Annotated in this window: 23 protein-coding genes and 1 riboswitch; of the genes, 13 read left to right on the top strand and 10 right to left on the bottom strand. The window is 72.3% G+C overall.

All coding sequences use genetic code 11. The annotated features are described in order from the left end of the window. Positions 1-80: 80 nt before the first annotated feature. On the top strand, positions 81-1,346 hold the full coding sequence (locus ACTT8P_RS19535; protein WP_442832944.1) for an Ig-like domain-containing protein: 1,266 nt from the start codon (positions 81-83) through the stop codon (positions 1,344-1,346). A 37-nt stretch (positions 1,347-1,383) separates the two neighbouring features. Here ACTT8P_RS19535 and ACTT8P_RS19530 read toward each other — a convergent pair whose 3' ends face one another. After that, positions 1,384-1,785: a hypothetical protein gene (locus ACTT8P_RS19530; RefSeq protein WP_442832943.1), complete on the bottom strand. Its 402-nt coding sequence runs from the start codon at positions 1,783-1,785 to the stop codon at positions 1,384-1,386. Positions 1,786-1,962: 177 nt separating this feature from the next. On the opposite strand from ACTT8P_RS19530, the gene ctaE reads away from it, so the two are divergent. The 6 genes from ctaE to ACTT8P_RS19500 all read left to right on the top strand — a co-directional run bounded on the left by ctaE (position 1,963) and on the right by ACTT8P_RS19500 (position 8,958). Next, positions 1,963-2,583 carry an aa3-type cytochrome oxidase subunit III gene (gene ctaE / locus ACTT8P_RS19525; RefSeq protein ID WP_361170286.1) on the top strand — a complete coding sequence of 207 codons (621 nt, stop codon included), beginning with the start codon at positions 1,963-1,965 and terminating at the stop codon, positions 2,581-2,583. Between the two features lie 67 nt (positions 2,584-2,650). Further along, positions 2,651-3,460, top strand: coding sequence for a cytochrome bc1 complex diheme cytochrome c subunit (qcrC, locus tag ACTT8P_RS19520; protein WP_442832942.1), 810 nt, complete (start codon positions 2,651-2,653; stop codon positions 3,458-3,460). After that, on the top strand, positions 3,457-4,509 hold the full coding sequence (gene qcrA, locus ACTT8P_RS19515; RefSeq protein WP_442832941.1) for a cytochrome bc1 complex Rieske iron-sulfur subunit: 1,053 nt from the start codon (positions 3,457-3,459) through the stop codon (positions 4,507-4,509). The genes qcrC and qcrA overlap by 4 nt, the downstream gene beginning before the upstream one ends. Then, the gene (gene qcrB / locus ACTT8P_RS19510; RefSeq protein WP_442832940.1) at positions 4,506-6,143 is read left to right on the top strand and encodes a cytochrome bc1 complex cytochrome b subunit; all 1,638 of its coding nucleotides are present in this window, start codon (positions 4,506-4,508) and stop codon (positions 6,141-6,143) included. Before qcrA ends, qcrB begins: the two co-directional genes overlap by 4 nt. Before the next feature lie 132 nt (positions 6,144-6,275). After that, positions 6,276-7,340 (top strand): anthranilate phosphoribosyltransferase, encoded by a 1,065-nt coding sequence (trpD, locus tag ACTT8P_RS19505; RefSeq protein ID WP_442832939.1) that lies wholly within the window; start codon positions 6,276-6,278, stop codon positions 7,338-7,340. Between the two features lie 87 nt (positions 7,341-7,427). Beyond that, positions 7,428-7,544: riboswitch (SAM riboswitch) on the top strand. Positions 7,545-7,590: 46 nt separating this feature from the next. Further along, positions 7,591-8,958 (top strand): aminotransferase class V-fold PLP-dependent enzyme, encoded by a 1,368-nt coding sequence (locus ACTT8P_RS19500; protein ID WP_442832938.1) that lies wholly within the window; start codon positions 7,591-7,593, stop codon positions 8,956-8,958. On the opposite strand, the gene ACTT8P_RS19495 is transcribed toward ACTT8P_RS19500, so the two are convergent. From ACTT8P_RS19495 to ACTT8P_RS19465, 7 genes are all read right to left on the bottom strand, one after another. Then, positions 8,898-10,127, bottom strand: coding sequence for a glycerate kinase (locus tag ACTT8P_RS19495; protein WP_442832937.1), 1,230 nt, complete (start codon positions 10,125-10,127; stop codon positions 8,898-8,900). The genes ACTT8P_RS19500 and ACTT8P_RS19495 overlap by 61 nt on opposite strands. Positions 10,128-10,137: 10 nt before the next feature. Beyond that, positions 10,138-11,553 carry an SLC13 family permease gene (locus tag ACTT8P_RS19490; protein ID WP_442832936.1) on the bottom strand — a complete coding sequence of 472 codons (1,416 nt, stop codon included), beginning with the start codon at positions 11,551-11,553 and terminating at the stop codon, positions 10,138-10,140. A 57-nt stretch (positions 11,554-11,610) separates the two neighbouring features. Beyond that, a complete protein-coding gene (locus ACTT8P_RS19485; protein WP_442832935.1) occupies positions 11,611-12,285 on the bottom strand; it encodes a response regulator transcription factor in 675 nt (224 codons plus the stop codon). Further along, on the bottom strand, positions 12,282-13,736 hold the full coding sequence (locus ACTT8P_RS19480) for an ATP-binding protein (RefSeq protein ID WP_442832934.1): 1,455 nt from the start codon (positions 13,734-13,736) through the stop codon (positions 12,282-12,284). The genes ACTT8P_RS19485 and ACTT8P_RS19480 overlap by 4 nt, the downstream gene beginning before the upstream one ends. Continuing rightward, on the bottom strand, positions 13,723-14,070 hold the full coding sequence (locus tag ACTT8P_RS19475; protein ID WP_442832933.1) for a small secreted hydrophilic protein: 348 nt from the start codon (positions 14,068-14,070) through the stop codon (positions 13,723-13,725). Before ACTT8P_RS19475 ends, ACTT8P_RS19480 begins: the two co-directional genes overlap by 14 nt. Positions 14,071-14,148: 78 nt before the next feature. Then, positions 14,149-14,430, bottom strand: a complete 282-nt coding sequence (locus ACTT8P_RS19470; protein WP_361170313.1) for an Lrp/AsnC family transcriptional regulator — start codon at positions 14,428-14,430, stop codon at positions 14,149-14,151. Beyond that, on the bottom strand, positions 14,427-15,197 hold the full coding sequence (locus ACTT8P_RS19465; RefSeq protein ID WP_442832932.1) for a rhomboid family intramembrane serine protease: 771 nt from the start codon (positions 15,195-15,197) through the stop codon (positions 14,427-14,429). Before ACTT8P_RS19465 ends, ACTT8P_RS19470 begins: the two co-directional genes overlap by 4 nt. A gap of 157 nt (positions 15,198-15,354) precedes the next feature. Here ACTT8P_RS19465 and ACTT8P_RS19460 point away from each other — a divergent pair, with 157 nt between their 5' ends. From ACTT8P_RS19460 to ACTT8P_RS19440, 5 genes are all read left to right on the top strand, one after another. Continuing rightward, positions 15,355-15,594 (top strand): hypothetical protein, encoded by a 240-nt coding sequence (locus ACTT8P_RS19460; protein WP_442832931.1) that lies wholly within the window; start codon positions 15,355-15,357, stop codon positions 15,592-15,594. A gap of 34 nt (positions 15,595-15,628) precedes the next feature. After that, positions 15,629-16,972 (top strand): NYN domain-containing protein, encoded by a 1,344-nt coding sequence (locus tag ACTT8P_RS19455; protein WP_442832930.1) that lies wholly within the window; start codon positions 15,629-15,631, stop codon positions 16,970-16,972. A 175-nt stretch (positions 16,973-17,147) separates the two neighbouring features. Continuing rightward, complete coding sequence (locus ACTT8P_RS19450) at positions 17,148-18,185, top strand: NlpC/P60 family protein (protein WP_442832929.1); 1,038 nt, start codon at positions 17,148-17,150, stop codon at positions 18,183-18,185. 213 nt (positions 18,186-18,398) lie between these two features. Continuing rightward, entirely contained in the window at positions 18,399-19,412 is a 1,014-nt protein-coding gene (locus ACTT8P_RS19445) for an NlpC/P60 family protein (RefSeq protein WP_442832928.1), read from the top strand. A gap of 34 nt (positions 19,413-19,446) precedes the next feature. Continuing rightward, the gene (locus tag ACTT8P_RS19440; RefSeq protein ID WP_442832927.1) at positions 19,447-20,634 is read left to right on the top strand and encodes a hypothetical protein; all 1,188 of its coding nucleotides are present in this window, start codon (positions 19,447-19,449) and stop codon (positions 20,632-20,634) included. Between the two features lie 57 nt (positions 20,635-20,691). On the opposite strand, the gene ACTT8P_RS19435 is transcribed toward ACTT8P_RS19440, so the two are convergent. After that, positions 20,692-21,927 carry a glycosyltransferase 87 family protein gene (locus ACTT8P_RS19435; protein WP_442832956.1) on the bottom strand — a complete coding sequence of 412 codons (1,236 nt, stop codon included), beginning with the start codon at positions 21,925-21,927 and terminating at the stop codon, positions 20,692-20,694. Positions 21,928-22,049: 122 nt separating this feature from the next. On the opposite strand from ACTT8P_RS19435, the gene ACTT8P_RS19430 reads away from it, so the two are divergent. Further along, on the top strand, positions 22,050-23,192 hold the full coding sequence (locus tag ACTT8P_RS19430) for a glycosyltransferase family 4 protein (RefSeq protein ID WP_442832926.1): 1,143 nt from the start codon (positions 22,050-22,052) through the stop codon (positions 23,190-23,192). An 87-nt stretch (positions 23,193-23,279) separates the two neighbouring features. Here ACTT8P_RS19430 and ACTT8P_RS19425 read toward each other — a convergent pair whose 3' ends face one another. Continuing rightward, complete coding sequence (locus ACTT8P_RS19425; protein ID WP_442832925.1) at positions 23,280-25,076, bottom strand: AMP-dependent synthetase/ligase; 1,797 nt, start codon at positions 25,074-25,076, stop codon at positions 23,280-23,282. Between the last annotated feature and the right edge of the window lie 224 nt (positions 25,077-25,300).

The following is a 25,300-nucleotide window of genomic DNA, read 5'->3' as shown; positions in this document are numbered from 1 at the left end:
GCTCCTTCTTTTGGCCCAGCGCGCCACCCGTACGGCTTACCCACCGTGCCGCACCCGCCCAGGCTTCCTACGTTGAGGCCATGAGCCACTCCGTTCACTTCCAGGCCCGCGGGCGCACCGCCGTCGTCGGCTGCACCCTGCTGGTGATCGCCCTGGGGGCGGGCACCACCGCGTGCGGCGGCGGCGACGACGACCCGCTGGCCGCCGCGCCCTACGACGCGGCCGGCAACATCTCCTTCAACGGCCCCAAGGACGCCGGGAAGAAGGCCGACCCGGACAAGCCCCTGGAGGTCGTCGCCGAGGGCTCCGACGGGCGCATCACGGACGTCACGGCCCGGGACGCCACCGGCCGCTACCTGGCCGGCGAACTCTCCGCCGACGGGGCCCGCTGGCACAGCACCTCACCGCTGGCCGCCAACGCCTCCTACACGGTCCGGGTCAGCACCGAGAACGCCGACGGGGCGCCCGGCCGCAAGGTCCTCACCTTCGACACGGGCAAGCCGACCACCAAGAAGCGGCTGGACATCGCCTTCGGCCCGCAGGCGGGCACCTACGGCGTCGGCCAGCCCGTCACGGCCGAGCTGAGCCGGCCCATCAAGGACCCGGCCCAGCGGACGACCGTGGAGCGCGCCCTCAGGGTGGAGTCCACCCCCGCGGTGGAGGGCGCCTGGCACTGGGTGGACGACAAGGAACTGCACTACCGCCCCAAGGACTACTGGCCCGCCCACGCCACCGTCCGGGCCCGCTCCACCCTGGAGGGCATCAAGATCGGCGACCGGCTGTGGGGCGGCCGGGCCAAGGAGCTGAAACTCACCACCGGCGACCGCGTCATCGCGGTGACGGACGCCTCGTCGCACACGATGACGGTCTTCCGCAACGGCGAGGAGATCAAGCAGATCCCGGTCACCACCGGCAAGCCCGGCTTCGAGACCCGCAACGGCGTCAAGGTGGTGCTGGGCAAGGAGCCGTTCGTCCGGATGCGCAGCACCACCGTGGGCATCGCCGAGGGCTCCTCGGAGGCGTACGACCTGCCCGTGCACTGGGCCACCCGGGTGACCTGGAGCGGCGAGTACGTGCACGCCGCCCCCTGGTCGGTCGGCTCCCAGGGCTCCGCCAACGTCAGCCACGGCTGCACCGGCATGAGCACCGGCAACGCCGAGTGGTTCTTCGACAACGTCCGCGAGGGCGACGTCGTCGAGGTCGTCAACTCCTACGGCGACACGATGGAAACCTTCGGCAACGGCTTCGGCGACTGGAACCTCGACTGGGACAAGTGGCAGACGGGCAGCGCCCTGACGGGAGGCACCCAACCGAAGGACACAGCCCGCCTCAGCCCAAGCCTCTAGGGGCGCCCGCCGCCCCTCAGGCCCCCCCACCGAGCTCTCAGGCGCTCTGCAACTTCCGCTGCCGCAAGAGGGACGCCAACGCCGAGGCGAACTCCACCGGCTCCACCGGCAACGTCACCGCCGCGTCCGCCCGGCTCCAGGTCGCCAGCCACGCGTCCTGCGGACGCCCGATGAGCAGCAGCACCGGCGGACAGGCGAACACCTCGTCCTTGATCTGCCGGCACACCCCCATGCCCCCCATCGGCACCGCCTCGCCGTCCAGCACGCAGGCATCGACCCCGCCCCGGTCCAGCTCCGTCAGGACCGCGGCCGGCGTCGCGCACTCCAGGAACTCCACGACCGGCACGTCCGGAGCCGGCCTGCGCCCGGTCGCGAGCCGTACCTGCTCCCGCGTGGTGGAGTCGTCGCTGTAGACCAGCACCGTGACGGTCGGCTGCATGCTTCCTCCGAAAGGTCGTGTCCCGTTGCGCGGGATGCTACTCCCTCCCACACCCCGTCAACAGCGGGCGAAACACGGCTTCCACGGGCCATCCGATGGGCCATCCGGGCAGTCCGGACGGGGTGAACACTCCGAACGGCACCCCCGGGAGTGAGGGCGGGATAAGCGACCGACATAATGTCGGTCGTGGCGACAGCAACGACAGTAGATACCGGGCACGCGCACCCGTCGGTCAACCGGCCGAACCTCACCAGTGTCGGAACCATCATCTGGCTGAGTTCCGAGCTGATGTTCTTCGCGGCCCTCTTCGCGATGTACTTCACCCTGCGATCGGTGACGGGTCCCGATCACTGGAAGGAAATGGCGTCCGCGCTGAACCTTCCGTTCTCGGCGACGAACACCACGATCCTGGTGCTCTCCTCACTCACCTGCCAGCTCGGCGTGTTCGCCGCCGAGCGCGGTGACGTGAAGAAGCTCAGGATGTGGTTCATCGTCACGTTCATCATGGGTGCGATCTTCATCGGCGGACAGGTGTTCGAGTACACCGAACTGGTCAAGAAGGACGGCCTCTCGCTGTCCTCCGACCCGTACGGCTCGGTGTTCTACCTGACCACCGGCTTCCACGGCCTGCACGTGACGGGTGGTCTGATCGCCTTCCTGCTGGTCCTCGGCCGTACCTACGCGGCCAAGAGGTTCACCCACGAGCAGGCGACCGCCGCCATCGTCGTGTCCTACTACTGGCACTTCGTCGATGTCGTCTGGATCGGCCTCTTCGCCACGATCTATTTGATCAAGTAGGCGCGGACCGCTCCCGCGCACACATCCAGAAGCATCGACGCAGAAGATCCTGACACCGGGGTAATCCGTGAAAAAGCTCTCCGCACGACGACGCCACCCGTTGGCGGCGATCGTCGTCCTACTCCTCGCGCTGGCATGCACCGGGGGGCTCTACGCCGTGTTCGCGCCCGCGGACAAGGCGCAGGCCGATGAGACGGCCCAGTCCCTCGCCATCGACGAGGGCAAGAAGCTCTACGCCGTCGGCTGCGCCAGCTGTCACGGCACCGGTGGCGAGGGCACCACCGACGGCCCCAGCCTGGTCGGCGTGGGCGCCGCGGCCGTGGACTTCCAGGTGGGCACCGGGCGCATGCCGGCCCAGCAGCCGGGCGCGCAGGTCCCCAAGAAGAAGAACATCTACTCGCAGGCCGAGATCGACCAGCTCGCGGCCTACATCTCCTCGCTCGGCGCCGGTCCGTCCATCCCCACCGAGGAGAAGTACAGCGACGACGGCGCGGACATCGCCAAGGGCGGTGAGCTGTTCCGTACCAACTGCGCGCAGTGCCACAACTTCACCGGCAAGGGCGGCGCGCTGACGAACGGCAAGTCCGCCCCGTCGCTGGAGGGCGTCGACCCGAAGCACATCTACGAGGCCATGCTGACCGGCCCGCAGAACATGCCTTCCTTCCCCGACACCACGCTGACGGAGCAGAACAAGAAGGACATCATCGCGTACCTGAACGCGGTCAACGGGGACGAGACCGTGGACCCGGGCGGTCTTTCGCTGGGCGGCCTCGGGCCGGTCAGTGAGGGCCTCTTCGGCTGGATCTTCGGGCTCGGTACCCTCATCGCCGTCGCCGTGTGGGTTGCCGCTCGGACCGCAAAGGCCAAGAAGTCATGAGTAGCCAAGACATTCCAGAAGAGAACCTGCCCAAGGCGCAGGACCACCCGCACGGTGAGGTCGCGGACGAGAAGCACCCGTTCGCCGACCCGGGGCTGCCGCCCCACGAGCACCGCGTCCAGGACATCGACGAGAAGGCCGCGAGGCGCTCCGAGCGCGCCGTCGCCTTCCTGTTCACGCTGTCCATGCTGGCCACCATCGGCTTCATCGCCTCGTTCGTGGCGATCGACCACGACCAGTCGATCTACGTCTTCCCGATCGGCCACATCAACGCGCTGAACTTCGCCCTCGGCCTGACCCTGGGCGTGGCGCTGTTCTGCATCGGCGCGGGCGCGGTCCACTGGGCCCGCACCCTGATGTCCGACGTGGAGGTCGCCGACGAGCGGCACCCGATCGCGGCGTCCCCCGAGGTCCGTGCCAAGGTGCACGCCGACTTCAAGCAGGGCGCCAAGGAATCGGCGCTGGGCCGGCGCAAGCTGATCCGCAACACGATGTTCGGCGCGGTCGCCCTGGTGCCGCTGTCCGGAGTCGTGCTGCTGCGCGACCTCGGCCCGCTGCCCGAGGACAAGCTGCGCCACACGCTGTGGAACAAGGGCAAGCTGCTCGTCAACATGAACACCAACGAGCCGCTGCGTCCCTCCGACGTCGCGGTGGGCTCCCTCACCTTCGCCAAGCCCGAGGGCCTGGAGGAGCACGACGAGGAGTTCCAGGACGAGATCGCCAAGGCGGCCCTGATGATCGTCCGGCTCCAGCCGGACAACATCAAGGACAAGCGCGAGCTCGAGTGGTCGCACGAGGGCATCGTGGCCTACTCGAAGATCTGCACCCACGTCGGCTGCCCGATCTCGCTCTACGAGCAGCAGACGCACCACGTGCTCTGCCCCTGCCACCAGTCCACCTTCGACCTCTCCGACGGTGCCCGGGTGATCTTCGGTCCCGCCGGTCACGCCCTGCCGCAGCTGCGCATCGGCGTGAACGACGAGGGTTACCTCGAAGCGCTCGGCGACTTCGAGGAGCCTGTCGGTCCTGCATTCTGGGAGCGCGGATGAGTACTTCTGAGAGCACCACGGCCCGCTCCCGCGGGAAGGCACCGGCCGGCGAACGCGTCGCCGACTGGGCCGACGGCCGGCTGGGGATCTACTCCCTGGCCAAGGCCAACATGCGCAAGATCTTCCCCGACCACTGGTCGTTCATGCTGGGCGAAGTGTGCATGTACAGCTTCCTCATCATCATCCTCACGGGTGTGTACCTGACGCTGTTCTTCCACCCGTCGATGAACGAGGTGGAGTACCACGGCAGCTACGTCCCGCTCCAGGGGCAGCTGATGAGCGAGGCGTTCAAGTCGACGCTGGACATCAGCTTCGACGTGCGCGGTGGTCTGCTGATCCGGCAGATCCACCACTGGGCGGCGATCATCTTCCTCGCCGGCATGTTCGTGCACATGATGCGCGTCTTCTTCACCGGCGCGTTCCGCAAGCCGCGTGAGATCAACTGGCTGTTCGGCTTCCTGCTGTTCGTCCTCGGCATGTTCACCGGTTTCACCGGTTACTCGCTCCCGGACGACCTGCTCTCCGGCACCGGTGTCCGCTTCACCCAGGGCGCGATCCTGTCCGTGCCGATCGTCGGTACGTACATCTCGATGTTCCTGTTCGGCGGGGAGTTCCCGGGGCACGACTTCGTCGCCCGGTTCTACTCGATCCACATCCTGCTGCTGCCGGGCATCATGCTCGGGCTGATGGTGGGCCACCTGATCCTGGTCTTCTACCACAAGCACACCCAGTTCGCGGGTCCCGGCAAGACCAACAAGAACGTCGTCGGCATGCCGCTGCTGCCGGTGTACATGGCCAAGGCCGGCGGCTTCTTCTTCCTGGTCTTCGGGGTGATCGCGGCCCTGGCCGGCATCGCCTCCGTGAACCCGATCTGGGCGCTCGGCCCGTACCGGCCGGACCAGGTGTCGACCGGCGCCCAGCCCGACTGGTACATGGGCTTCGCCGAGGGTCTGGTCCGTGCCATGCCCGGCTGGGAGATCAACTTCTGGGGTCACACGCTCGTCCTGGGCGTGTTCGTCCCGCTGGTGGTCTTCGGGATCTTCCTCGCGGCGATCGCGATGTACCCGTTCATCGAGTCCTGGGTCACCGGGGACAAGCGCGAGCACCACATCCTGGACCGCCCGCGCAACGCCCCGACCCGTACCGCCTTCGGTGTCGCCTGGGTCACGGCGTACATGATCATGCTGGTCGGTGGTGGCAACGACATCTTCGCCACCCACTTCCATCTGTCGATCAACGCGGTCACCTGGTTCGTCCGGGTCGGCTTCTTCGTCGGTCCGGTGCTCGCCTTCGTGCTCACCAAGCGGATCTGCCTCGGCCTCCAGCGCCGGGACAAGGAGAAGGTGCTGCACGGCCGCGAGTCGGGCATCATCAAGCGGCTGCCGCACGGTGAGTTCATCGAGGTGCACGAGCCGCTCAGCCAGGAGCAGCTGTACACGCTCACCGCGCACGAGCAGTACCAGCCGGCCGAGATCGGCCCGGCCGTCGACGAGAACGGTGTCGAGCGCAAGCCCAAGAGCACCCAGAAGCTCCGGGCCAAGCTCAGCAAGTCCTACTACGGTGAGGAGTCGCAGATTCCGAAGCCGACCGTCGAGGAGTACAAGGAGATCACCAGCGGCCACGGCCATCACTGATCTCTGAGCGTCGCCACGCCACGGCGAAGGGCCCCGTCCGGTGTTCGGACGGGGCCCTTCGTCATGCCCCCGGGCTGGATAGGGTGGGACCGACTCTCCCCCGGTTCTTCTACGACATCCCAGGAGCGGCTGATGAGCGCTGTGACCCCCGCTGGAGGCGACACCGCGGCGGGCCGCTCCTGGCCCGCCCTGCTGAACGGACTGCTGGCCGGGCGGGACCTGGCGGCGGACGACACGGCATGGGCGATGGACACGATCATGCGCGGCGAGGCGACCGACGCGCAGATCGCCGGGTTCGCGGTGGCGCTGCGGGCCAAGGGCGAGACCGTGGACGAGATCGGCGGCCTGGTCCGCGCGATGTACGAGCACGCCCATGTGATCGAGGTGCCCGGCGACACGGTCGACATCGTCGGCACCGGCGGCGACGGCGCCAAGACCGTCAACATCTCCACCATGTCGGCGATCGTCATCGCCGGCACCGGGGCGAAGGTCGTCAAGCACGGCAACCGCGCGGCCTCCTCGGCCTCCGGCGCCTCCGACGTCCTGGAGAAGCTCGGCATCAACCTCCAGCTGACCCCGAAGCGGGTGGCCGAGGTCGCCGAGGAGGCCGGCATCACCTTCTGCTTCGCCGCGAAGTTCCACCCGGCGCTGCGCCATGTCGCCGCCGCCCGCGGCCAGCTCGGCATCCGCACGGTCTTCAACTTCCTGGGCCCGCTGACCAATCCGGCCAAGGTCCGCTCCCAGGCGATCGGCGTCGCCGACGCCCGGATGGCACCGATCATCGCCGGGGTGTTCGCCGAGCGCGGCAACTCCGCGCTGGTCTTCCGCGGTGACGACGGCCTGGACGAGCTGACCACCACGGCCACCTCCCGGGTGTGGGTGGTCCGGGACGGCGAGGTGACCGAGGAGGTCTTCGACCCGCGCGCGGTCGGCATCGAGATCGTGCCGGTCCAGGCGCTGCGCGGCGCCGACGCGTCGTACAACGCGGATGTGGCGCGGCGGATGCTGGCGGGTGATCCGGGCCCGGTGCGGGACGCGGTGCTGCTCAACTCGGCGGCGGCCCTGGTGGCCCTGGAGCCCGGCACCGGACCCTTGGCCGAGCAGATCCGGGCCGGCATGGCGCGGGCCGCCGAGTCGATCGACTCGGGCGCGGCCGGGCGGGCGCTGGAGCGCTGGGTGGCCGCCAGCAACGCCTGACCGGCGGCGACCGGCGGATGTGACGTGCGTCCCGCGACCCGGACCCGGGTTGCGGGACGACGATCACCTCGGTTACGTTTTCGACCAGGTCATGAGTGACAGTCATGAGGCCCCGGCCGACTGTCCGGCAACCCTCCGTCCGTGGCGGGGTGCCCCGGGTGAAGACCAGGCCGTGGACAGCAGGGTCCACGGCAAGCGCGGACCCCTCACTCGCAGATCAGGGGTCCTGGTCTCGAGGAGTGTGTCCGACGTGTCCGTCCCCACCGCTGTCTCCGCCCCGCTGGCCGTACTCGGCCGGGACATCACCGTGCCGCTGGTCACCGGCGGCGAGGTCACCTACGCCGCGCTCGACTACGCCGCCAGCGCCCCCGCCCTCCAGCGGGTCTGGGACGACGTGGCCGCCTACGCGCCGTACTACGGCAGCGTGCACCGGGGCGCCGGATACCTCTCCCAGCTCTCCACCGACCTGTTCGAGAACGCCCGCCGCACCGTGCACGACTTCCTCGGCTGCCGGGGCGACGACCAGGTGGTCTTCACCCGCTCCACCACCGACTCCCTCAACCTGCTGGCCGCCGCGCTGCCGGCCGGCTGCCGGGTCTTCGTCTTCGAGACCGAGCACCACGCCTCGCTGCTGCCCTGGCGGCACGCCGAGGTCACCTACCTCGACGCGCCGCGCACCCCCGCGCAGGCCGTCGAGACCCTGGAGCGGGCCCTCGCCGCCCGCGAGCCGCACGGCCCGGCCCTGGTCTGTGTCACCGGCGCCTCCAACGTCACCGGCGAGCTGTGGCCGGTGCGCGAACTGGCCGCCGCCGCGCACGCGCACGGCGCCCGGATCGTGCTGGACGCCGCCCAGCTCGCCCCCCACCACCCGGTCGACGTCCGTGACCTGGACGTCGACTGGGTCGCCTTCTCCGGACACAAGCTGTACGCCCCCTTCGGCTCCGGCGTGCTGGCCGGCCGCGCCGACTGGCTGGCCGAGGCCGAGCCGTACCTCGCGGGCGGCGGCGCCAGCCGCAAGGTCGCCCGGCGCGCGGACGGCGGCGTGGACGTGGAGTGGCACGACGACGCCGCCCGGCACGAGGCCGGCTCGCCCAACGTGATCGGCGCCTACGCCATCGCCGCCGCCTGCAAGGCCCTCACCGAGGCCGGGTTCGACGAACTGGTGGCCCGGGAGCGGTACCTGATCGAGAAGGTGCGGGCGGGCCTCGCCGAGGTGCCGGAGGTGCGGGTGCTGTCGCTGTTCGGCGACGACGCCCCGCGCGTCGGCGTGCTCTCCTTCGTCGTCGACGGCTGGAACAGCTCGCACTTCGCCGCCGCCCTCTCCGCCGAGTACGGCATCGGGGTGCGCGACGGCCTGTTCTGCGCCCACCCGCTGGTGCGCACCCTGCTCGGCAGCGACCCGGGGACCCAGGGCGAGTGCGGGGCGCCCGAGGCCGCGCCCGGCGAGAAGTCCCTGAACGCGGTCCGGGTCAGCTTCGGCGCGGGCACCCCGGACGAGCACGTGGCGCGGTTCGTGACGGCGGTGACGGAGCTGGTGCGGGACGGGGCCCGCTGGAACTACCGTACGGAGGAAGGGCGTTGCGTGCCGGACACCTCTGGTTCCGCCGCCGCCGCGTGACCCGGTAGCCGGGCGCCCAGCAGGATCATCCGCAGCGCCCGCTCGGTGGCGTCGGTGAGGAGTTCCGCGCCCCGGGTCAGCGCCTCCGCCAGCGCCATCGGCGCGGGCAGGATGCCGTGGCAGGCGTCCACCCCCGGCACGTCCTGCGCGCCCTCGCCGAGGGTGCCCGCCAGCGCCAGGACCGGGCGTCCGTGCAGCTTGGCGCGGCGGGCCACCTCGGCCGGGATCTTGCCGCGCGGTGTCTGGTGGTCCAGGGCGCCCTCGGCGGTCAGCACCAGGTCGGCGCGGGCCAGCCGGGCGTCGAGATCCAGGGAGTCCAGCTGGTCCAGGAACACGCCGAAGCGGGGCAGCAGCCGCGCGCCGAGCGCCGCCAGACCCGCGCCGAGGCCGCCGGAGGCGCCGGTGCCGGGGCCGGTGCGCAGGTCCGGGGCGCGGGCGCCGAGGTCGCGGGTGAGGACGTGGGCCCAGTTCTCCAGGGCGGCCGAGAGGTGCTCGGCCTGGGCCGGGGTGGCGCCCTTCTGCGGGCCGAAGACGCGGGCCACGCCGCGCTCCCCGCACAGCACGTTGAACGGGTTGCAGGCGACCAGCAGTTCGGTGTCCATCAGCCGGGGGTCGAGGCCGGACGGGTCGATCCGGGCCAGCCGGGTCAGCTCCCGGCCGCCGGGCGGCAGTTCGAAGCCGTCCGCGTCCAGCAGCCGGGCGCCGAGCGCCTGGAGGGCGCCCGCGCCCCCGTCCGAGGTGCCCGAGTCGCCGCAGCCGACCAGGACCCGGCGCACCCCGGTGTCCAGCGCGGCGCGGATCAGCTCGCCGACGCCGTAGGTGGTGGTGGCGCCGGGGTCGCGCAGGGCCCGCGGGACCAGTGAGAGACCGGCGACCGCGGCCATCTCCACCACCGCCGTGCGCCGCGTGCCGAGCAGCGCGAAGTGGGTGCCGATCCGTTCGCCGAGCGGGCCGGTCGCGGCCAGCGCCACCAGCCGGCCGCCGGTCGCCGCGGCCAGCGCGACGGCGGTGCCCTCGCCGCCGTCCACCAGCGGCACCCGGTCGATCTCCGCGGCCGGCAGCACCCGGCGGACCCCGGCCGCGATGGCGTCGGCGGCGGCCGGCGCGGACAGCGACTCCTTGAAGCCGCTCGGGGCGACGACGACACGGTTCAGGACGGGGTGCGGCATGGCGGGCTCCTCAGCGGGTCAGGGGTACGCCGAGCAGCGGCCACACCGCGGCGGCGAAGAGCAGGACGAGCGCGGCGGTCAGCGGCGCCAGCACGGCGGACAGCCGCAGCAGGTCGCGCGGGGTGTAGGTGGGCACGCCGGGCAGGTCCGCGAAGAGGGCGACCGGTTTCGCGGAGGCCGGCAGGGTGTGGCAGAAACCGGCCGCGGCGGTGGAGGCGAGGGCGGCGGCGACCGGGTTGACGCCCGCTCCCGCGGCCGCCGCGACCACCAGCGGGACCAGCACCGAGGACCGCGCCGACCGGGACTGGAGCACCAGGTGGGCGGCGGTGCTGACGACGACCACCACGGTCAGCAGGGCGGCCGGTCCGAGGTCCGCCGGCAGCCCCGACACCAGCCACTTGGCCGCGCCCGAGTCGGCCAGCGCCACGCCCATCGCCATGGTCGCCGCCATGAACAGCAGCAGCGACCAGGGGACCGTCCGCAGGGCGTCCTTCAGGCGTACGGTGCCCAGCGCGGGGGAGGCGGCGACGACCGCGCCGATCAGGGCGACGACCGCCGGTGACACCCGGTGCAGGGGCTCGCTGCACCACAGCGCCACCACCGTGGCCAGCAACAGGGCGCAGCGCTTCTCCGGCTGGGTCCAGGGACCGGTGACGGGGGACTGCGCGTACCGCTGGATCTCCTCGGGGGTGACACGTACCGGGCCCTGGCGGTCCGCCCGCCGGGTGGTGGTCAGCAGGACGGCTTCGGCGGCCAGGTGGGCGCAGGCCACCGCGAGCGGCAGGCCGAGCAGCAGCCACTCGGTGAAGCCGATCCGGTCCCCGGTCGTCTCCCACAGCACCGACACGGTGATCAGATGCGCGCCCGCACCGATCAGGGTCGCCATCGCGGACAGCAAGATCACGGTCGGGAACAGCAGCGCCAGCATCACGACCAGTCGTTTCCGGTCAGCCAGCGCCTTGGCGAGGACGAGGAAGACCGGGAGCGCGAGCGCCGCGCGGCCCGAGGTGGCCGGCACCGCGAACGCCGTGACGACCAGCGCGGCCGTGGTCAGGTGGACCAACTGCCGTACCGTGCGCGCCCCGCCGGCCAGGAACACCGCCGCGCGGCCCGCCAGGCCGGTCCGGGTCACCGCCGCCGCCAGCACGAAGGCGCAGATCAGCAGCCACACGGTCGGATCGCCGAGGGTGCCGAACAGGGTGTCGCTGCTGATCACCCCGGTGGCGGTCAGGGCCAGGCCGGCCCCCAGCGCGATGTACGTGTCGTCGACCGGGGTGCCGATCCAGGCGCAGGTGGCCAGCGCGAACACGGCGAGGGTGAGGCGGGCGTCGCCGTCCAGGGCGGGGAAGCGGGCGGGTATCGCCAGCGGCGCGCACAGCGACAGCGCCACGCACAGCGCCACCAGCAGGCGGGGAGTCGGTGTCACGGCATCGAGCGTTCCCCCGCGCGGTGAGCCGCCGATGAGCCGCGCATGAAGGAAACTTCACCGGTCCTCGCGGCAGGGCAGCCGGTACCCCATCCCGCGCACCGTCTCCACCGCCTGCGCGCCCAGCTTCTTGCGCAGCGCCCGGACATAGACGTCCACGATGTTGGAGCCGGGGTCGAAGTCGTAGCCCCAGACGTGGGAGAGGATCTGCTCGCGGGACAGCACCTGCCCCGGGTGCCGCAGGAACAGCTCCAGGAGCACGAACTCACGGGCCGTCAGATCGACCGTCCGGTCCCCGGACCGGGCCCGCCGGGTGCGCAGGTCCAGGCCGAGCGAGCCGGACCGCAGCACCGTCACCTCCGGCGCCCGGGCCGCCGTACGCAGCCGGAGCCGGATGCGGGCGAGGAGTTCCTCGAAGCGGAACGGCTTGGTCATCCAGTCGTCGGCGCCGCCCTCCAGGCCGGCCACCGTGTCCCGGACCGAGTCCCGCGCGGTGAGCACGATCACCGGGGTGGTCACCCGGGCCTCGCGCAGTTCGCGCAGCACGGTGAAGCCGTCCCGGCCGGGCAGCCCGATGTCCAGGACGACCAGGTCGAAGCCGCCGGTCAGGGCGTAGTCGTAGCCCGCCTCGCCGTCGGCCGCCACGGTGGTGGTGAAGCCGTTGGCGCGCAGGCCCTTGCGGACGAAGGAGGCGATGCGTTCCTCGTCCTCGACGATGAGGATGCGGTTCAAGGGTGTGCCTCTTCCAGAGTGGTGAGCGTGCCCAGGGTGAGGACGAAGGTGGCGCCGCCGCCCTCGGTGGCGGACAGCCGGACCCGGCCGCCGTGGCCCTCCGCGATCGCCTTGACGATCGACAGGCCGAGCCCGGCGCCCGAGCCGCGCGCGCCGCGCCGGGCGGTGCCGCGCCGGAACCGTTCGAAGATGACGTCGGCGTCCTCGGGCCGCACGCCGGTGCCGGAGTCGGCGACGTACAGCTCCAGCTGTCCGTGCCGGACCCGGGAGCCGACCCGCACGGTCTGGCCGGGGGCGGTGTGCTGCACGGCGTTCTGCGCGAGCTGGACCATGGCCTGGGTGATCCGCTGCGGGTCCAGCGGGGCCTCCCCCTCGGCGACTTCGGCCAGCACCCAGTCCCGCTCGCCGAGGGTGCGGGCCTTGACGTAGACGTCGGCGGTGAGTTCGGCGAGCTGGACCGGCTCAGGGGTGACGAAGTCGGGGCGTTCGGCCTTGGCGAGCAGCAGCAGGTCCTCCACGATCCGGCTCATCCGGTCCAGTTCGTCGGTGACCAGGCGTAGGGTCTCCTCGCGTTCGGCCGGCTCGTCGCCCATCAGCTCCAGATGGCCGCGGACGATGGTGATCGGGGTGCGCAGCTCGTGCCCGGCGTCGTCGACGAACTCCCGCTGCGCGGCGAAGGCCCGCTCAAGGCGGTCCAGCATCGCGTTGAACGTCTCGGCGAGGGCGGCCACGTCGTCGTGGCCGTGCACCGGGATACGGCGGGTCAGGTCCTGCTCGGTGAGCTGGGCGGCGGTGGCCCGCACCAGGCGGACGGGTTTGAGGATGCGGCCGGCCACCACCCAGGCGATGCCGGTGGTCATCAGCAGGGCCACCCCGGAGATGGCGAGCAGCACCCGGAACACCTCGTCGGCGCGGGCCTGCTCCCGGCCGGGGTGGAAGGCGACCACGAACGCGGCGGCCGGTTCGCCGCCGTACCGGGCCACGGTGACCTTGGCCCAGTGGATCTTGCCCTCCGGGCGGTGCAGGGTGCCGGTGGGGTGCGGGGCGGCGAAGATGCGGCGGCGGGCGGCGGCGTCCCGGTGCAGCGGCCGGGCGACCGGGATGTCGCGCTGCTGGATGATCTGGGCGGGGGCGGCGCCCGGGGTGCCGACCAGGCCGACCAGTTCCTCGTCGAGGTCGGCGTACTGGCGTTGCAGGAAGACCCGCAGCAGCCGGTCCGGTTCGGTGAAGGGGCGGCCGGTGGCCGGATCGATGCCCTGTTCCTCGAAGTTGGCGAACTCCCCGGCCTCCTGGGCCAGCAGGTTGTTGATCCGCTGCCCGGTGTCGCGCAGCAGGATCGACCGGGTGGTCGCGGCCACCGAGGCGAGCGCCACCGCCATCACCAGCAGCAGCCAGAGCAGGATGCGGACCCGGGCGGAGATCCGCCGGCGCTCCCGGTCAGCCGTCGTCACCGGCGCCGACGCCGTCGTCGGCGTCCTCGCTTCCGTCGTCGGCACCGCGGCCGGGCTCGTCGTCATCGTCGTCGTCCGGGGGGCGGTCGGTCACGGGAGGCCGGGACACCACCTGGTCGCTGGGCGTCGGGTCGGGCGTCGACGGCGGGGTGGACGCCGGAGCGGACGCCGGAGCGGACGTGCGGGCCGGTGCCGGGGAGCCGCTCTCCAGCTCCACCCCGGCCGGCACCTCGGGCCGCGCGGGGCTGTCGGTGAGCGCGAAGCTGGTCGCGGCGATGCCGAGCGGGATCAGGACGACGGCCGCGAGCGCGGCCATCCGGCGGGAGAAGACCATGCGCCCGATGCTGCGCCCGGCACCCGGCGGCCTGGATGAGCCGCGGATGAGGAACCCTTCATCCAGGACCCGGCGGCCTCAGTTCTCCAGCCCGATGGCGAACGCCGCCTCCAGGTCGTGCTGCGAGTACGTACGGAACGCCACGTGCGTGTCGGTGCCCTCCACCCCGGGGATCTTGCTGATCCGGCCCGGGATGACCTCCGCCAGGTCCTCGTGCTCGCGCACCCGCACCATCGCGATCAGGTCGTAGGTGCCGGTGACCGAGAAGACCTCGCTGACGCCTTCCAGCGCGGCGATCCGCTCGGCGATCTCGGGGATCCGGTCCACGCTGGTCTTGATGAGGACGATCGCGGTGATCACGGCTGGTTCTCTCCCTCGGAGGCGGGCGCTGGGGCGGTCTTCACTCTAGCCCGCCGCCCGAAACGCACCCACGCGTACAGAAAGCCCAGACCGAAGCCGACCAGGTGGGCCAGGTACGCCACCCCCGGGCCGTCCCCGGCCCGCCACGCCGACAGCCACTGGAGGGCCGCCCAGAAGGGCAGTACCAGCCAGGCCGGGAAGCGCAGCGGCATGAACAACAGGAACGGCAGAAGACTGGTCACCCGCGCCCGGGGGAACAGGTACAGGAACGCGCCGAGCACCGCCGAGATCGCCCCGGAGGCGCCGACCAGGGACTGCCGGGAGGCGTCGTTGGCGATCGCGTACCCGAGCAGGGCCAGATAGCCGCAGCCGAGGAAGAACAGCAGGAACCGGACGTGGCCCATCCGCTCCTCGGTCAGCACCCCGAAGACATAGAGGAACAGCATGTTGCCGAGCAGATGCACCCAGCTGCCGTGCACGAACAGGGCCGTGGCCGGGGTCAGCAGGGCCCGCGGCGACCCGTCGAACAGGTCCGCCGGGATCACGCCCCAGCGGTGGAAGTAGGCGCGCTGCGCGGCGAGCAGCCCGTCGCCGGAGCCGTGCGACGGGTCGAGTCCCGCCGCCGGGGAGATCAGGAACAGCAGACAGCACAGCACGATCAGGCCGTGGGTCACGGGCGCCGCGCCCCGGACCGCGGGACGGCGGGATCCAGCCGTCCGCAGCGCGCGCAGCAGCCGGCCGCCGGCCGGGCTCCAGTTGCGGATCATGGGTACAGAGCATGACGTAACGGGGCACAGTCGGACAGGCCGCCTCGCCGCCGTGGACGGACGGGCGGCCGGTACCCGCCAGGCCGTAGGGTTACGAGCCACACGTACCGGGGAGGCCGGTGCGTCGCGCGACACTGGAAGAGAGCGAACAGCCACGATGACGGTTCCCCTGCCGACCGGCACGACGCGGTGGCGCTGCACCCTCTGCGGCAACCTCACCCGCTTCGACGTGACCCGCGCCTCGAAGGTCGTGGAGTACGTCCACCTCGATCTGGCCGGCGAGCCGACGGTCGAGGAGCGCGAGGTGCTCAGTGAGACCATCGAGTCGGTGCGGTGCCGCTGGTGCAACGCCGTGGACCAGGTGGAGCTCGTGGACAGGCCGGGTGCCGGCTCCTGAGGGAGCGGGCCCCGCACAGGCATTGGGGTGACGGATGGCGGAGACACACGGCGGGGGGCCGGGCGACGGCGCCGCTGAGGTGCTCGACCGTCCGCTGCCCGACGGGGTGCGCCGCAAGGTGGTGCAGATCGCCGCGGACGGCTTCGGCGGGCTGACCCTCACGGAACTGCCCGCGCAGCTGCGCCAGTACGCCCGGTTCACGCCGAGCCGGCGGGCCAAGTTCGCGGGCAACGCGATGGCCGCCGCGCTGGAGACGGACGCGCTGTTCCGCCAGCGCATCGGCGAGAAGCTCAGGGAGACCCAGCCGGAGCTGACCGGCGCCCTCGACTCCGGTGCGCCGCCCCCGGCCGCGGACCCGCTGGACGTGGCGGCCGCGGCCTACGTACTGCGCCCGGCCGGCTGGGTGAAGCTGGTGGCCGCGGCCGGCGAGGAGGCCCAGCGGGCCGACGCCGAACGCGCCGACGAGGAGACCCGCGCCGAGCTGGACCGGCTCCGTGCCGAGCTGGAGCGGGCCCGGGAGCACGGCCGGGGCGAGACCGAGCGGCTGCGCGGCGAGCTGGACGCCGCGAAGAAGGAGGCGGAGTCGCTGCACCGCAAGCTGCGCGGCGCGCTCAGCGACGTCAAGCGCGGCGAGGCGGCGGTCCGCAAGATCCGCGCCGAGCTGGACGCCGTACGCACCGAGGGGCAGACCCGGGTGTCCGCCGCCGAGAGCGAGACCCGGCGGCTCAAGGCCCGGCTCGGTGAGGCGGAGGCCGCCCTTGAGGCCACCCGCAAGGCCGCCCGCGAGGGCCGCAGCGTCGAGGACATGCGGGTACGGCTGCTCCTGGACACCCTGCTGGACGCCACCCAGGGGCTGCGCCGGGAACTGGCGCTGCCGCCGGTCTCGGTGCGCCCCGCCGAGACCGTGGAGGCCGTGGAGCCCGGCCGGATGACCCCGAAGGACATCGCGGCCCGCGCGCTGTCCGAGCACGACCCGGCGGTCCTGGACCAGTTGCTCGCGCTGCCCCAGGCCCATCTGGTCGTCGACGGCTACAACGTCACCAAGACCGGCTATCCGCAGATGCCCCTGGAGAAGCAGCGGCTGCGGCTGCTCGGCCAGCTCTCCCAGCTCGCCGCGCAGACCGGCGCCGAGGTGACCTGCGTCTTCGACGGGGCCGAGCTGGCCGCGCCGGTGCTGCTCGCGCCGCCGCGCGGGGTCCGGGTGCTGTTCTCCAAGCCCGGCGTCACCGCCGACGAGCTGATCCGGCAGCTGGTGCGGGCCGAGCCGCCGGGCCGGCCGGTCATCGTCGCCTCCACCGACCGCGAGGTCGCCGACGGGGTGGCCCGCGCGGGTGCCCGGCCGGTGGCCTCGGCGATGCTGCTGAAGCGGCTTTCCTGACCCGTTGGTTGACACAGGGTCAACCTGGCGTCACCGCTGGTGAGTCCGAGGTAAAAGATGCAGTCGGTGAGCGGGTTTTTCCCGTGAAGGATTTGAACTGATCACGGATGGGTCACTAGGGTCTCGCTTCGAACCCTAGAACGGGTGATCACTCACACGAAGGAGTTCGCCTCCCGTGGCGTCCCACCGTCGACCCAAGCAGCCCAGCCGCGCGCGCGTCACCGTGCTCACCACCGCGGCCGCCGCCGCTGTCGTGCTCAGCTCGCAGGCAGCCAACGCCGCTCCCAGCGAGAAGCAGAGCAAGGACGAGGTCCAGTCCAAGGTCGACAAGCTCTACGAAGAGGCGGAGCAGGCCACCGAGAAGTACAACGGGGCCAAGGAGAAGCAGGAGAAGCTCCAGAAGGAGATCTCCACCATCCAGGACAACGTCGCCCGCGGCCAGGAGGAGCTCAACGAGCTGCGCGACGGCCTCGGTTCGATGGCCAGCGCCCAGTACCGCTCCGGCGGCATCGATCCCTCCGTGCAGCTGTTCCTCTCCGCGGACCCGGACGACTACCTCGACAAGGCGTCCACCCTGGACCAGTTGAGCGCCCAGCAGGTGGACTCCCTCAAGGAGATCCAGGAGAAGCAGCGCGACCTCGCCCAGCAGAAGGACGAGGCCGCCGAGAAGCTCAAGGACCTCTCCTCGACCCGCACCGAGCTGAAGAACAAGAAGGAAGAGGTCCAGAGCAAGCTCGCCACCGCGCAGAAGCTGCTCAACAGCCTCACCGCCGCCGAGAAGCAGGCCCTCCAGGACGAGCAGGAGCGCTCCACCCGCAGTAGCGAGCGCGAGGTCCTCACCTCCACCGCCTCCGCCTCCGGCCGGGCCGGCGCCGCCTTCTCCGCCGCCCAGAGCGTGATCGGCACCCCCTACGTCTACGGTGCCACCGGCCCGTCCTCCTTCGACTGCTCCGGCCTGACCTCCTGGGCCTACGCCCAGGCCGGCGTCTCCATACCCCGGACCTCCGAGGCCCAGTCACAGATCGGCACCCGCATCACCAGCCAGAGCGACCTCCAGGTCGGCGACCTGGTCTTCTTCTTCAACGACCTGCACCACGTCGGCCTCTACGCCGGCAACGGCCAGGTGCTGCACGCCCCGCGCACCGGCACCGTCGTGCGGTACGAGTCGATGAGCACCATCGGCGGCCCCTTCATGTGGGGCGTCCGCGTCTGATCCCAGGATCTCAAGGGTCCGTCCGGATCAACCCGACATGCCGCCCGAACGGGCGAATCATGTTCACCCGTTGTGACCCCGCGCCCCGCCGCTGACCTGCGTCAGCGGCGGGGCGTCGGGCCGCGCGGGTGCCGAGGTCGTTGGTGACCGCCCCGCCACGGGGCTACTGTCTGCCGCGTTTCCCGTCCGCCAGCGGAAGGAGTGCGGCTTCCCGTGGGGTCCCATCGCCGCCTTGCACCAACCGGGTTCGACCGGGGCGCCGCCGCCGTGGCCGGCCTGCTGTCCGCCGCCGCAGCCGTCCTGGGCGCCGCCGTACCGGCCGCCGCCGCACCGCACGACGACACCCGTGCCGAGGTGGACCGCCTGCACGAACAGGCCGAGCAGGCGACCGAGGCCTACAACGAGGCCGACGAGCGCACCGACGCCCTGCGCGCGCAGGTCACCGCCGTCCAGGACCGGATCGCCCGGCAGCAGCAGCGCATCAACACCATGCGGGACGCGCTCGGTTCACTGGCCGGCGCCCAGTACCGCACCGGCGGCCTCGACCCGACCGTCGCCCTGCTGCTCTCCGCCGACCCGGACGACTACCTCGACAAGGCCGCCGCCCTCGACCGGATCGGCGCCCACCAGGCGGGCGAACTGCGGCGGCTGCAGGGCGCCATGCGCCATCTCGCCCAGGACCGCGCCGAGGCCGGCCGGACCCTGGCGAAGCTGGACCGCAGCCGCGCGGCCGTCGCCGCCCACAAACGGACCGTGGAGCGCAAGCTCGCCGCGGCCCGGCGGCTGCTCAACTCCCGCACCGACGCCGAACGCGAGGCCGACCGGGCCTCCCGCTCCGGCCGCGGCGACCTGCCCGACCTGTCCGGCGCCGCTCCCGCCTCGGGCCGCGCGGCGTCCGCCCTGGCCGCCGCGCGGTCCGCCCTCGGCAAGCCGTACGTCTGGGGCGCCAACGGGCCCGCCGGCTTCGACTGCTCGGGCCTGACCCAGTGGTCCTACGCGCAGGCCGGCATCGCCCTGCCGCGCACCTCGCAGGCGCAGGCCGGCGCCGGGCGGCGGGTCTCCCTGGACCAGGCCCGCCCCGGCGACCTGGTCGCCTACCGCGGCGACGCCAGCCACATCGGGATGTACGCGGGCGGCGGCCAGGTCATCCACGCGCCGCACCCCGGCGCCCCGGTGCGCTACGACCCGGTCGGCATGATGCCCATCTCCTCGATCACCCGGCCCTGACCCGGCCGGCCCGCCGCCCCGTACCCTCGGGAAGGTGGCTGGTCGCGGGCGGGTGTCGGGGTTCTCGGTGGTGCTGCTGTGCCTGCTGCTGGTCGCCCTGGCGGGGTGCGGCGGCCGGTCCGCGGCCGACTCCGTCCGGGCCGAGGTGCAGGGGGTACTGGACCGGCGGGCGGCGGCGCTCCTGGACCGGGACCGGGCCGGCTACACGGCGACCGGCGTCCGCACCGGGTTCAACCGGACCGGCGCGCTGCCGCTGGCCGACTGGTCCTACCGGGTCGGCACGGTACGGCGCACCGGCGACACGGCCACCGCCGCCGTCGAACTGAGCTACCGCCTCGACGGCTACGACACCGGCCCGGTCACCGCCGCCCGCACCGTGCGCCTCGACCGGACCGCCGGGACCTGGCGGGTCGCCGCCGACCGGCCCGCGCGGAAGTCCGGTCAGCAGCCCTGGGACCAGGGCACGGTGCGCGTCGTACGCGGGGCGCACAGCCTGGTCCTCGGCGTCGGCCAGTCCGACCGGGCGCTGCGCGGCTACGCCGCTCTCGCCGACCACGCGGTGCCGGCCGTGTCGGCCGCCTGGGACGGCGCCTGGGCCGGACGGGTCGTCGTGGTCGTGCCCGGGTCCCTGGCGGACATGGCCGGGCTGCTCGGCTCGCCGGCCTCCTCCTACCGCGGCATCGCGGCGGTCACCACCGGCGAGACGGGCGCCCCGGCCACCGCCCCCGCGGACCGGATCGTGGTCAACCCGGAGGCGTACGGACTGCTCGGCTCGCTCGGCAGGCAGGTGGTCCTCACCCACGAGACCGCCCACGTCGCCACCCGGGCCCACACCACCGCCGCGACCCCGCTGTGGCTGTCCGAGGGATACGCCGACTGGGCCGGCTACCGCGACACCGGCCGCACCCCCGGCCAGGCCGCCCCCGAACTGTCCCGCGCGGTCGCCGCGGGCCGGGTGCCCGCCGCCCTCCCCGCCGACGACGACTTCGGCTTCACCGACGACGCGACGGAACTGGCCCAGGCGTACGAGGGCGGCTGGATGGCGTGCCGCCTCATCGCCGAGGAGTGGGGCGAGGACCGGCTCGACGCGTTCTACCGCGCGGTGGGCGCGCACGAGGAACGGGACGGGGCGGTGGAGGACGCGATGAAACGGGTGCTCGGGACGACGCCGGGGGAGTTCACGGTGCGGTGGGGGGAGTATCTGCGGGGGGAGTTCGGGTAAGGCGGGAGTTCGGGACCGGTGCGGGCGGTACCGGGCCGCCGCGGGTTTGGCCGGGCGTCAGGTGGCGACCGGGGTCTCGTCCGCGTGGGTGGGACGCGGGGAGGCGGGGACCGGCGCCGGACGGGGGACCGTCCCGCGCCACAGTACCCGGGCCGCCCAGACCGTCGCCGCCACCAGCAGGCCGTTGCGGACGAACATCAGCGTGACGCCGAGCGGGTCACTGGCCACCACGTGCGCGAACCACAGCGGGAACTCCAGCACCGTCACCGCGCTCGCCGCCAGCACCAGCGCCACCGGCATCGCCATCCGCGAGGCCCGGAAGCACAGGCACACCGCGCCGAGCCCGATCAGCCACACCAGGTACTGGGGACTGATCACCCGGCTGGTCACCGTGAACATCAGCACCGCGACGAACGCCGCGTCCGCCGCCGTGTGCGCCGCGAACCGCGCGGCCCGCAGCCGCCACAGCAGCAGCCAGCCGAACGCCATCCCGGTCAGCGTCAGCGCGGCCGTGCTCACCCAGTCCACCCACGGGCCGAGGAACTCCACGCTGCCGTAGTTGAGCAGCACCTGCCCGTCCCAGCCGTGGCTCCGGGCGACGTGGAAGACCAGCGCGCCCAGCGACTCCACCTCGGTGCCGCGATCCCGCTGGAAGGTGAGGAACGCGAACGCCCCCGGCATGGCCAGCGCGAACGTCCCCGCCAGCACCACGCCGGTGAGCACCGCGGCGACCCAGGAGGACCGCCGCCGGATGCCGAGCAGCACCAGCGCCGGCCACACCTTCAGCAGCGCGCCCAGTGCCGCCAGCGCCCCCGCCACCCGGGGGTGCCGGGCGGCGGCGGCCAGCGCGGCCACCGCGACCGCGGTGACCATCAGGTCGTAGCGCGCGTACACCGTCGGACCGAGCAGCGGTACGCCCGCCACCCACACCCAGGGCCCGCGCAGCGTGCCGCCCGGTCGCAGCCCCATCCGCAGCAGCACGCCGAGCACCGCCAGGTCGGCCACGCAGACCAGCACGAAGAACGCCGTCGCGTAGTCCAGGAAGGGCAGCAGGGCGGGGGAGAGGATCGCCACCGCCGCCGCGGGCGGGTACTGCCAGGTGACGTCGTCCAGCGGAAACGTTCCGGTACGCAGCACGTCGGACCAGCCCTGGTAGATCACCGACACGTCGCTGGTGACGTCCGGGCCGGGGAAGACCCACACCTTCAGCACCCACAGCAGCAGCACCAGCCGGGTCGCGCACCAGGCCACCGGAAGCCATGCCAGGGACCGCCCGGCGCTCGTCGTCTCCACGAATTCCCTGCCCGCCCGTTCGGTGCCGTCCGACGTTTTCATGATGTCCCGAACTGCTGTGTGCCTGCCACACGTACCACCGGAGGCTGCTGTGAACGGGGGCTTCGGTAGGGTCTCGGGCGATGCACAAGACCTTGATCGTGACGAACGACTTCCCGCCCCGCCCCGGCGGCATCCAGGCGTTCCTGCACAACATGGCCCTGCGCCTGGACCCGGAGCGGATCGTCGTCTACGCCTCCACCTGGAAGCGCGGCCGCGAGGGCATGGAGGCGACCGCCGCCTTCGACGCCGAGCAGCCCTTCACCGTCGTACGGGACCGTACGACGATGCTGCTGCCGACGCCGGGGGCGACCCGGCGGGCGGTCGGACTGCTGCGGGAGCACGGCTGCACGTCGGTGTGGTTCGGAGCGGCGGCACCGCTCGGACTGATGGCCCCGGCCCTGCGCAGGGCCGGCGCCGAACGGATCGTCGCCACCACCCACGGGCACGAGGCCGGCTGGGCCCAGCTCCCGGCGGCCCGCCAACTGCTGCGCCGGATCGGCGAGGCGACGGACACCCTCACCTACCTCGGGGAGTACACCCGCTCCCGCGTCGCGGCCGCGCTGACCCCGGCCGCCGCCGCCCGCATGGTCCAGCTCCCGCCCGGCGTCGACGAGAAGACCTTCCACCCCGGCAGCGGCGGGGACGCGGTCCGCGCCCGGCTCGGCCTGACCGACCGCCCGGTCGTGGTCTGCGTCTCCCGGCTGGTCCCGCGCAAGGGCCAGGACACCCTGATCAAGGCGCTGCCGCGCATCCTGGCCGCCGAGCCCGACGCCGTACTGCTGATCGTCGGCGGCGGCCCCTACGAGCGGGACCTGCGCCGCCTGGCGGAGGAGACCGGCGTCGCCGCGGCGGTCCGCTTCACCGGCTCCGTCCCCTGGTCCGAGCTGCCCGCCCACTACGGCGCCGGCGACGTCTTCGCCATGCCCTGCCGGACCCGGCGCGGCGGCCTGGACGTCGAGGGCCTCGGCATCGTCTACCTGGAGGCGTCCGCGACGGGCCTGCCGGTCGTCGCCGGCGACTCCGGCGGCGCGCCGGACGCGGTCCTGGACGGCGAGACGGGCTGGGTCGTACGGGGTACGTCGACGGCGGAGACCGCCGACCGCGTCACCACCCTCCTCGCCGACCCCGAACTGCGCCGCAGGATGGGCGAACGGGGCAGACAGTGGGTGGAGGAGAGGTGGCGCTGGGACCTGCTGGCGGAGCAGCTGAGAACGTTGCTGTAGCCGACCAGGGGCGCGGGGCTGTGTCATATGCGGCTCCGCCGCGTGGGCGCGAGCAACCACACACAACGGAAAGCCGACGATCTACCCCTACTTCGCGTAAATCGCCTCGATCTCCCCGGCATAGTCCCGCGCGACAACATTCCGCTTCAGCTTCAACGACGGAGTCAAATGCCCCGACTCCTCCGTGAACTGCCCCCCGAGCACCCGGAACTTCCGCACCGACTCCGCCTTCGACACCGCCGCGTTCCCGTCGTCCACCGCCGACTGGATCTCCGCCAGCAGTCCGGCATCGTCCCGCAGGGACTCCACCGTCGTCCCGGCCGGCTTCCCGTGCTCCGCGCACCACCGCTCCAGGAACTCCTCGTCGAGAGTGATCAGCGCGCCCACGAACGGCCGTCCGTCCCCGACCACCATGCACTCCGCGACCAGCGCGTGCGCCCGGATCCGGTCCTCGATCACCGCCGGCGCGACGTTCTTGCCGCCCGCGGTCACCAGGATCTCCTTCTTGCGGCCGGTGATCCGCAGATACCCGTCCTCGTCGAGGGTGCCGATGTCGCCGGTGTGGAACCAGCCGTCGGCCAGCGCCTCCTCGGTGGCGCCCGGGTTGTTCCAGTACTCCTTGAACAGGTGCTCCCCGTGCAGCAGCACCTCCCCGTCGTCGGCGATCCGGATCACCGAGCCCGGCAGCGGCTGCCCGACCGTGCCGATCTTCTGCCGGTCCCAGGGATTGAACGCGGTGGCCGCGCAGGACTCGGTCAGCCCGTAGCCCTCCAGGACGGTGAAGCCGATGCCGCGGAAGAAGTGGCCGAGCCGCTCGCCCAGCGGGGCGCCGCCGGAGATGGCGTACTCGCCGCGCCCGCCGAGCACCGCGCGGAGCCTGCTGTAGACCAGCTTGTCGAAGACCTTGTGCCTGATCTTCAGGCCCAGCGACGGTCCGGCCGCGGTGTCCAGGGCCCGGCTGTAGGCGATCGCGGTGTCCGCCGCCTTGTCGAAGATCTTGCCCTTGCCGTCGGCCTGCGCCTTGGCCCGCGCCGAGTTGTACACCTTCTCGAAGACCCGGGGGACGCCCAGGATCAGCGTCGGCCGGAAGGACGCCAGTTCGTCGGTGAGGTTCTTGATGTCCGGCAGACAGCCCAGCTTGATCGGCGCCAGCATCGGCGCGACCTGCACCAGCCGCCCGAAGACGTGCGCGAGGGGAAGGAAGAGGAGGACGCTGCACTCGCCGGTGCGGAACAGCGGGCGCAGCCGCTCCACGACATTGCCGCACTCGGCGAAGAACGAGCGGTGGGTGAGCACACAGCCCTTGGGGCGGCCGGTGGTGCCGGAGGTGTAGACGATGGTCGCCGGGTCGTCGGCCTTCGCGACCGAGCCGCGCTCCTCGACCGTCGCGTCCGTGACGCCCTGGCCGAGCCGGCCCAGCTCCTCCACGGCCCCGGCGTCGATGCCCCAGACGTGCTTGAGGGCGGGCAGCCCCTCGCGCACCGACTCCACGACCCCGGCGTGCCCGGCGGTCTCCACCACGCACGCGGTGGCCCCGGAGTCGCCGAGTATCCACCGCACCTGCTCCGGTGAACTGGTCTCGTACACCGGCACGGTGACCGCGCCCGCGCTCCAGATCGCGAAGTCCAGCAGCGTCCACTCGTACCGGGTCCGCGACATCAGGGCGACCCGGTCGCCCGGCTCGACGCCCGCGGCGATCAGGCCCTTGGCGGCGGTGTGCACCTCGGCGAGGAAGGCACGCGCGGTCACGTCCTGCCAGCCGCCGTCCGTCCGGCGGGAAATGACGGCGACATCGGGATGCTGCGCGGCGTTTCTGCGGACGATGTCGGTCAGGTTGCCGTCCGCGGGGACCTCGTACAAAGCGGGAAGGCTGAACTCGCGCAAGACTGCTGCTCCTCATAGGGCGCCGGCGCCACGACGTTGTGTGATGCGACGGTGCGGTCCATGGCTGGGGCGGGTGCTCGGGGACCTGTGACACGGGTACGGGATTCCTGAGCACGACTGGACTGCCTGGACGTTACCCGCCGGTATGGCGTCTTTGACAGGGGGGCCCGGCGAGATGTTCGCTGCGTCACACAGCTGCTGTTCTCTCGGCGCACAGTAGTCGA

Origin of the sequence: Streptomyces sp. JW3, assembly GCF_052216785.1 — a bacterium.
Taxonomy (GTDB): Bacteria; Actinomycetota; Actinomycetes; order Streptomycetales; family Streptomycetaceae; genus Streptomyces.
The sequence above is the reverse complement of the archived record's forward strand: the minus strand, read 5'-3'. Positions and strand labels throughout refer to the sequence as shown.

Coding starts and splice junctions, on each gene's coding strand:
- ACTT8P_RS19535 (WP_442832944.1), top strand. CDS start 81: ATGAGCCACTCCGTTCACTTCCAGGCCCGCGGGCGCACCGCCGTCGTC.
- ACTT8P_RS19530 (WP_442832943.1), bottom strand. CDS start 1,785: ATGCAGCCGACCGTCACGGTGCTGGTCTACAGCGACGACTCCACCACG.
- ctaE (WP_361170286.1), top strand. CDS start 1,963: ATGTCGGTCGTGGCGACAGCAACGACAGTAGATACCGGGCACGCGCAC.
- qcrA (WP_442832941.1), top strand. CDS start 3,457: ATGAGTAGCCAAGACATTCCAGAAGAGAACCTGCCCAAGGCGCAGGAC.
- qcrB (WP_442832940.1), top strand. CDS start 4,506: ATGAGTACTTCTGAGAGCACCACGGCCCGCTCCCGCGGGAAGGCACCG.
- trpD (WP_442832939.1), top strand. CDS start 6,276: ATGAGCGCTGTGACCCCCGCTGGAGGCGACACCGCGGCGGGCCGCTCC.
- ACTT8P_RS19495 (WP_442832937.1), bottom strand. CDS start 10,127: ATGCCGCACCCCGTCCTGAACCGTGTCGTCGTCGCCCCGAGCGGCTTC.
- ACTT8P_RS19475 (WP_442832933.1), bottom strand. CDS start 14,070: ATGGTCTTCTCCCGCCGGATGGCCGCGCTCGCGGCCGTCGTCCTGATC.
- ACTT8P_RS19465 (WP_442832932.1), bottom strand. CDS start 15,197: ATGATCCGCAACTGGAGCCCGGCCGGCGGCCGGCTGCTGCGCGCGCTG.
- ACTT8P_RS19460 (WP_442832931.1), top strand. CDS start 15,355: ATGACGGTTCCCCTGCCGACCGGCACGACGCGGTGGCGCTGCACCCTC.
- ACTT8P_RS19455 (WP_442832930.1), top strand. CDS start 15,629: ATGGCGGAGACACACGGCGGGGGGCCGGGCGACGGCGCCGCTGAGGTG.
- ACTT8P_RS19430 (WP_442832926.1), top strand. CDS start 22,050: ATGCACAAGACCTTGATCGTGACGAACGACTTCCCGCCCCGCCCCGGC.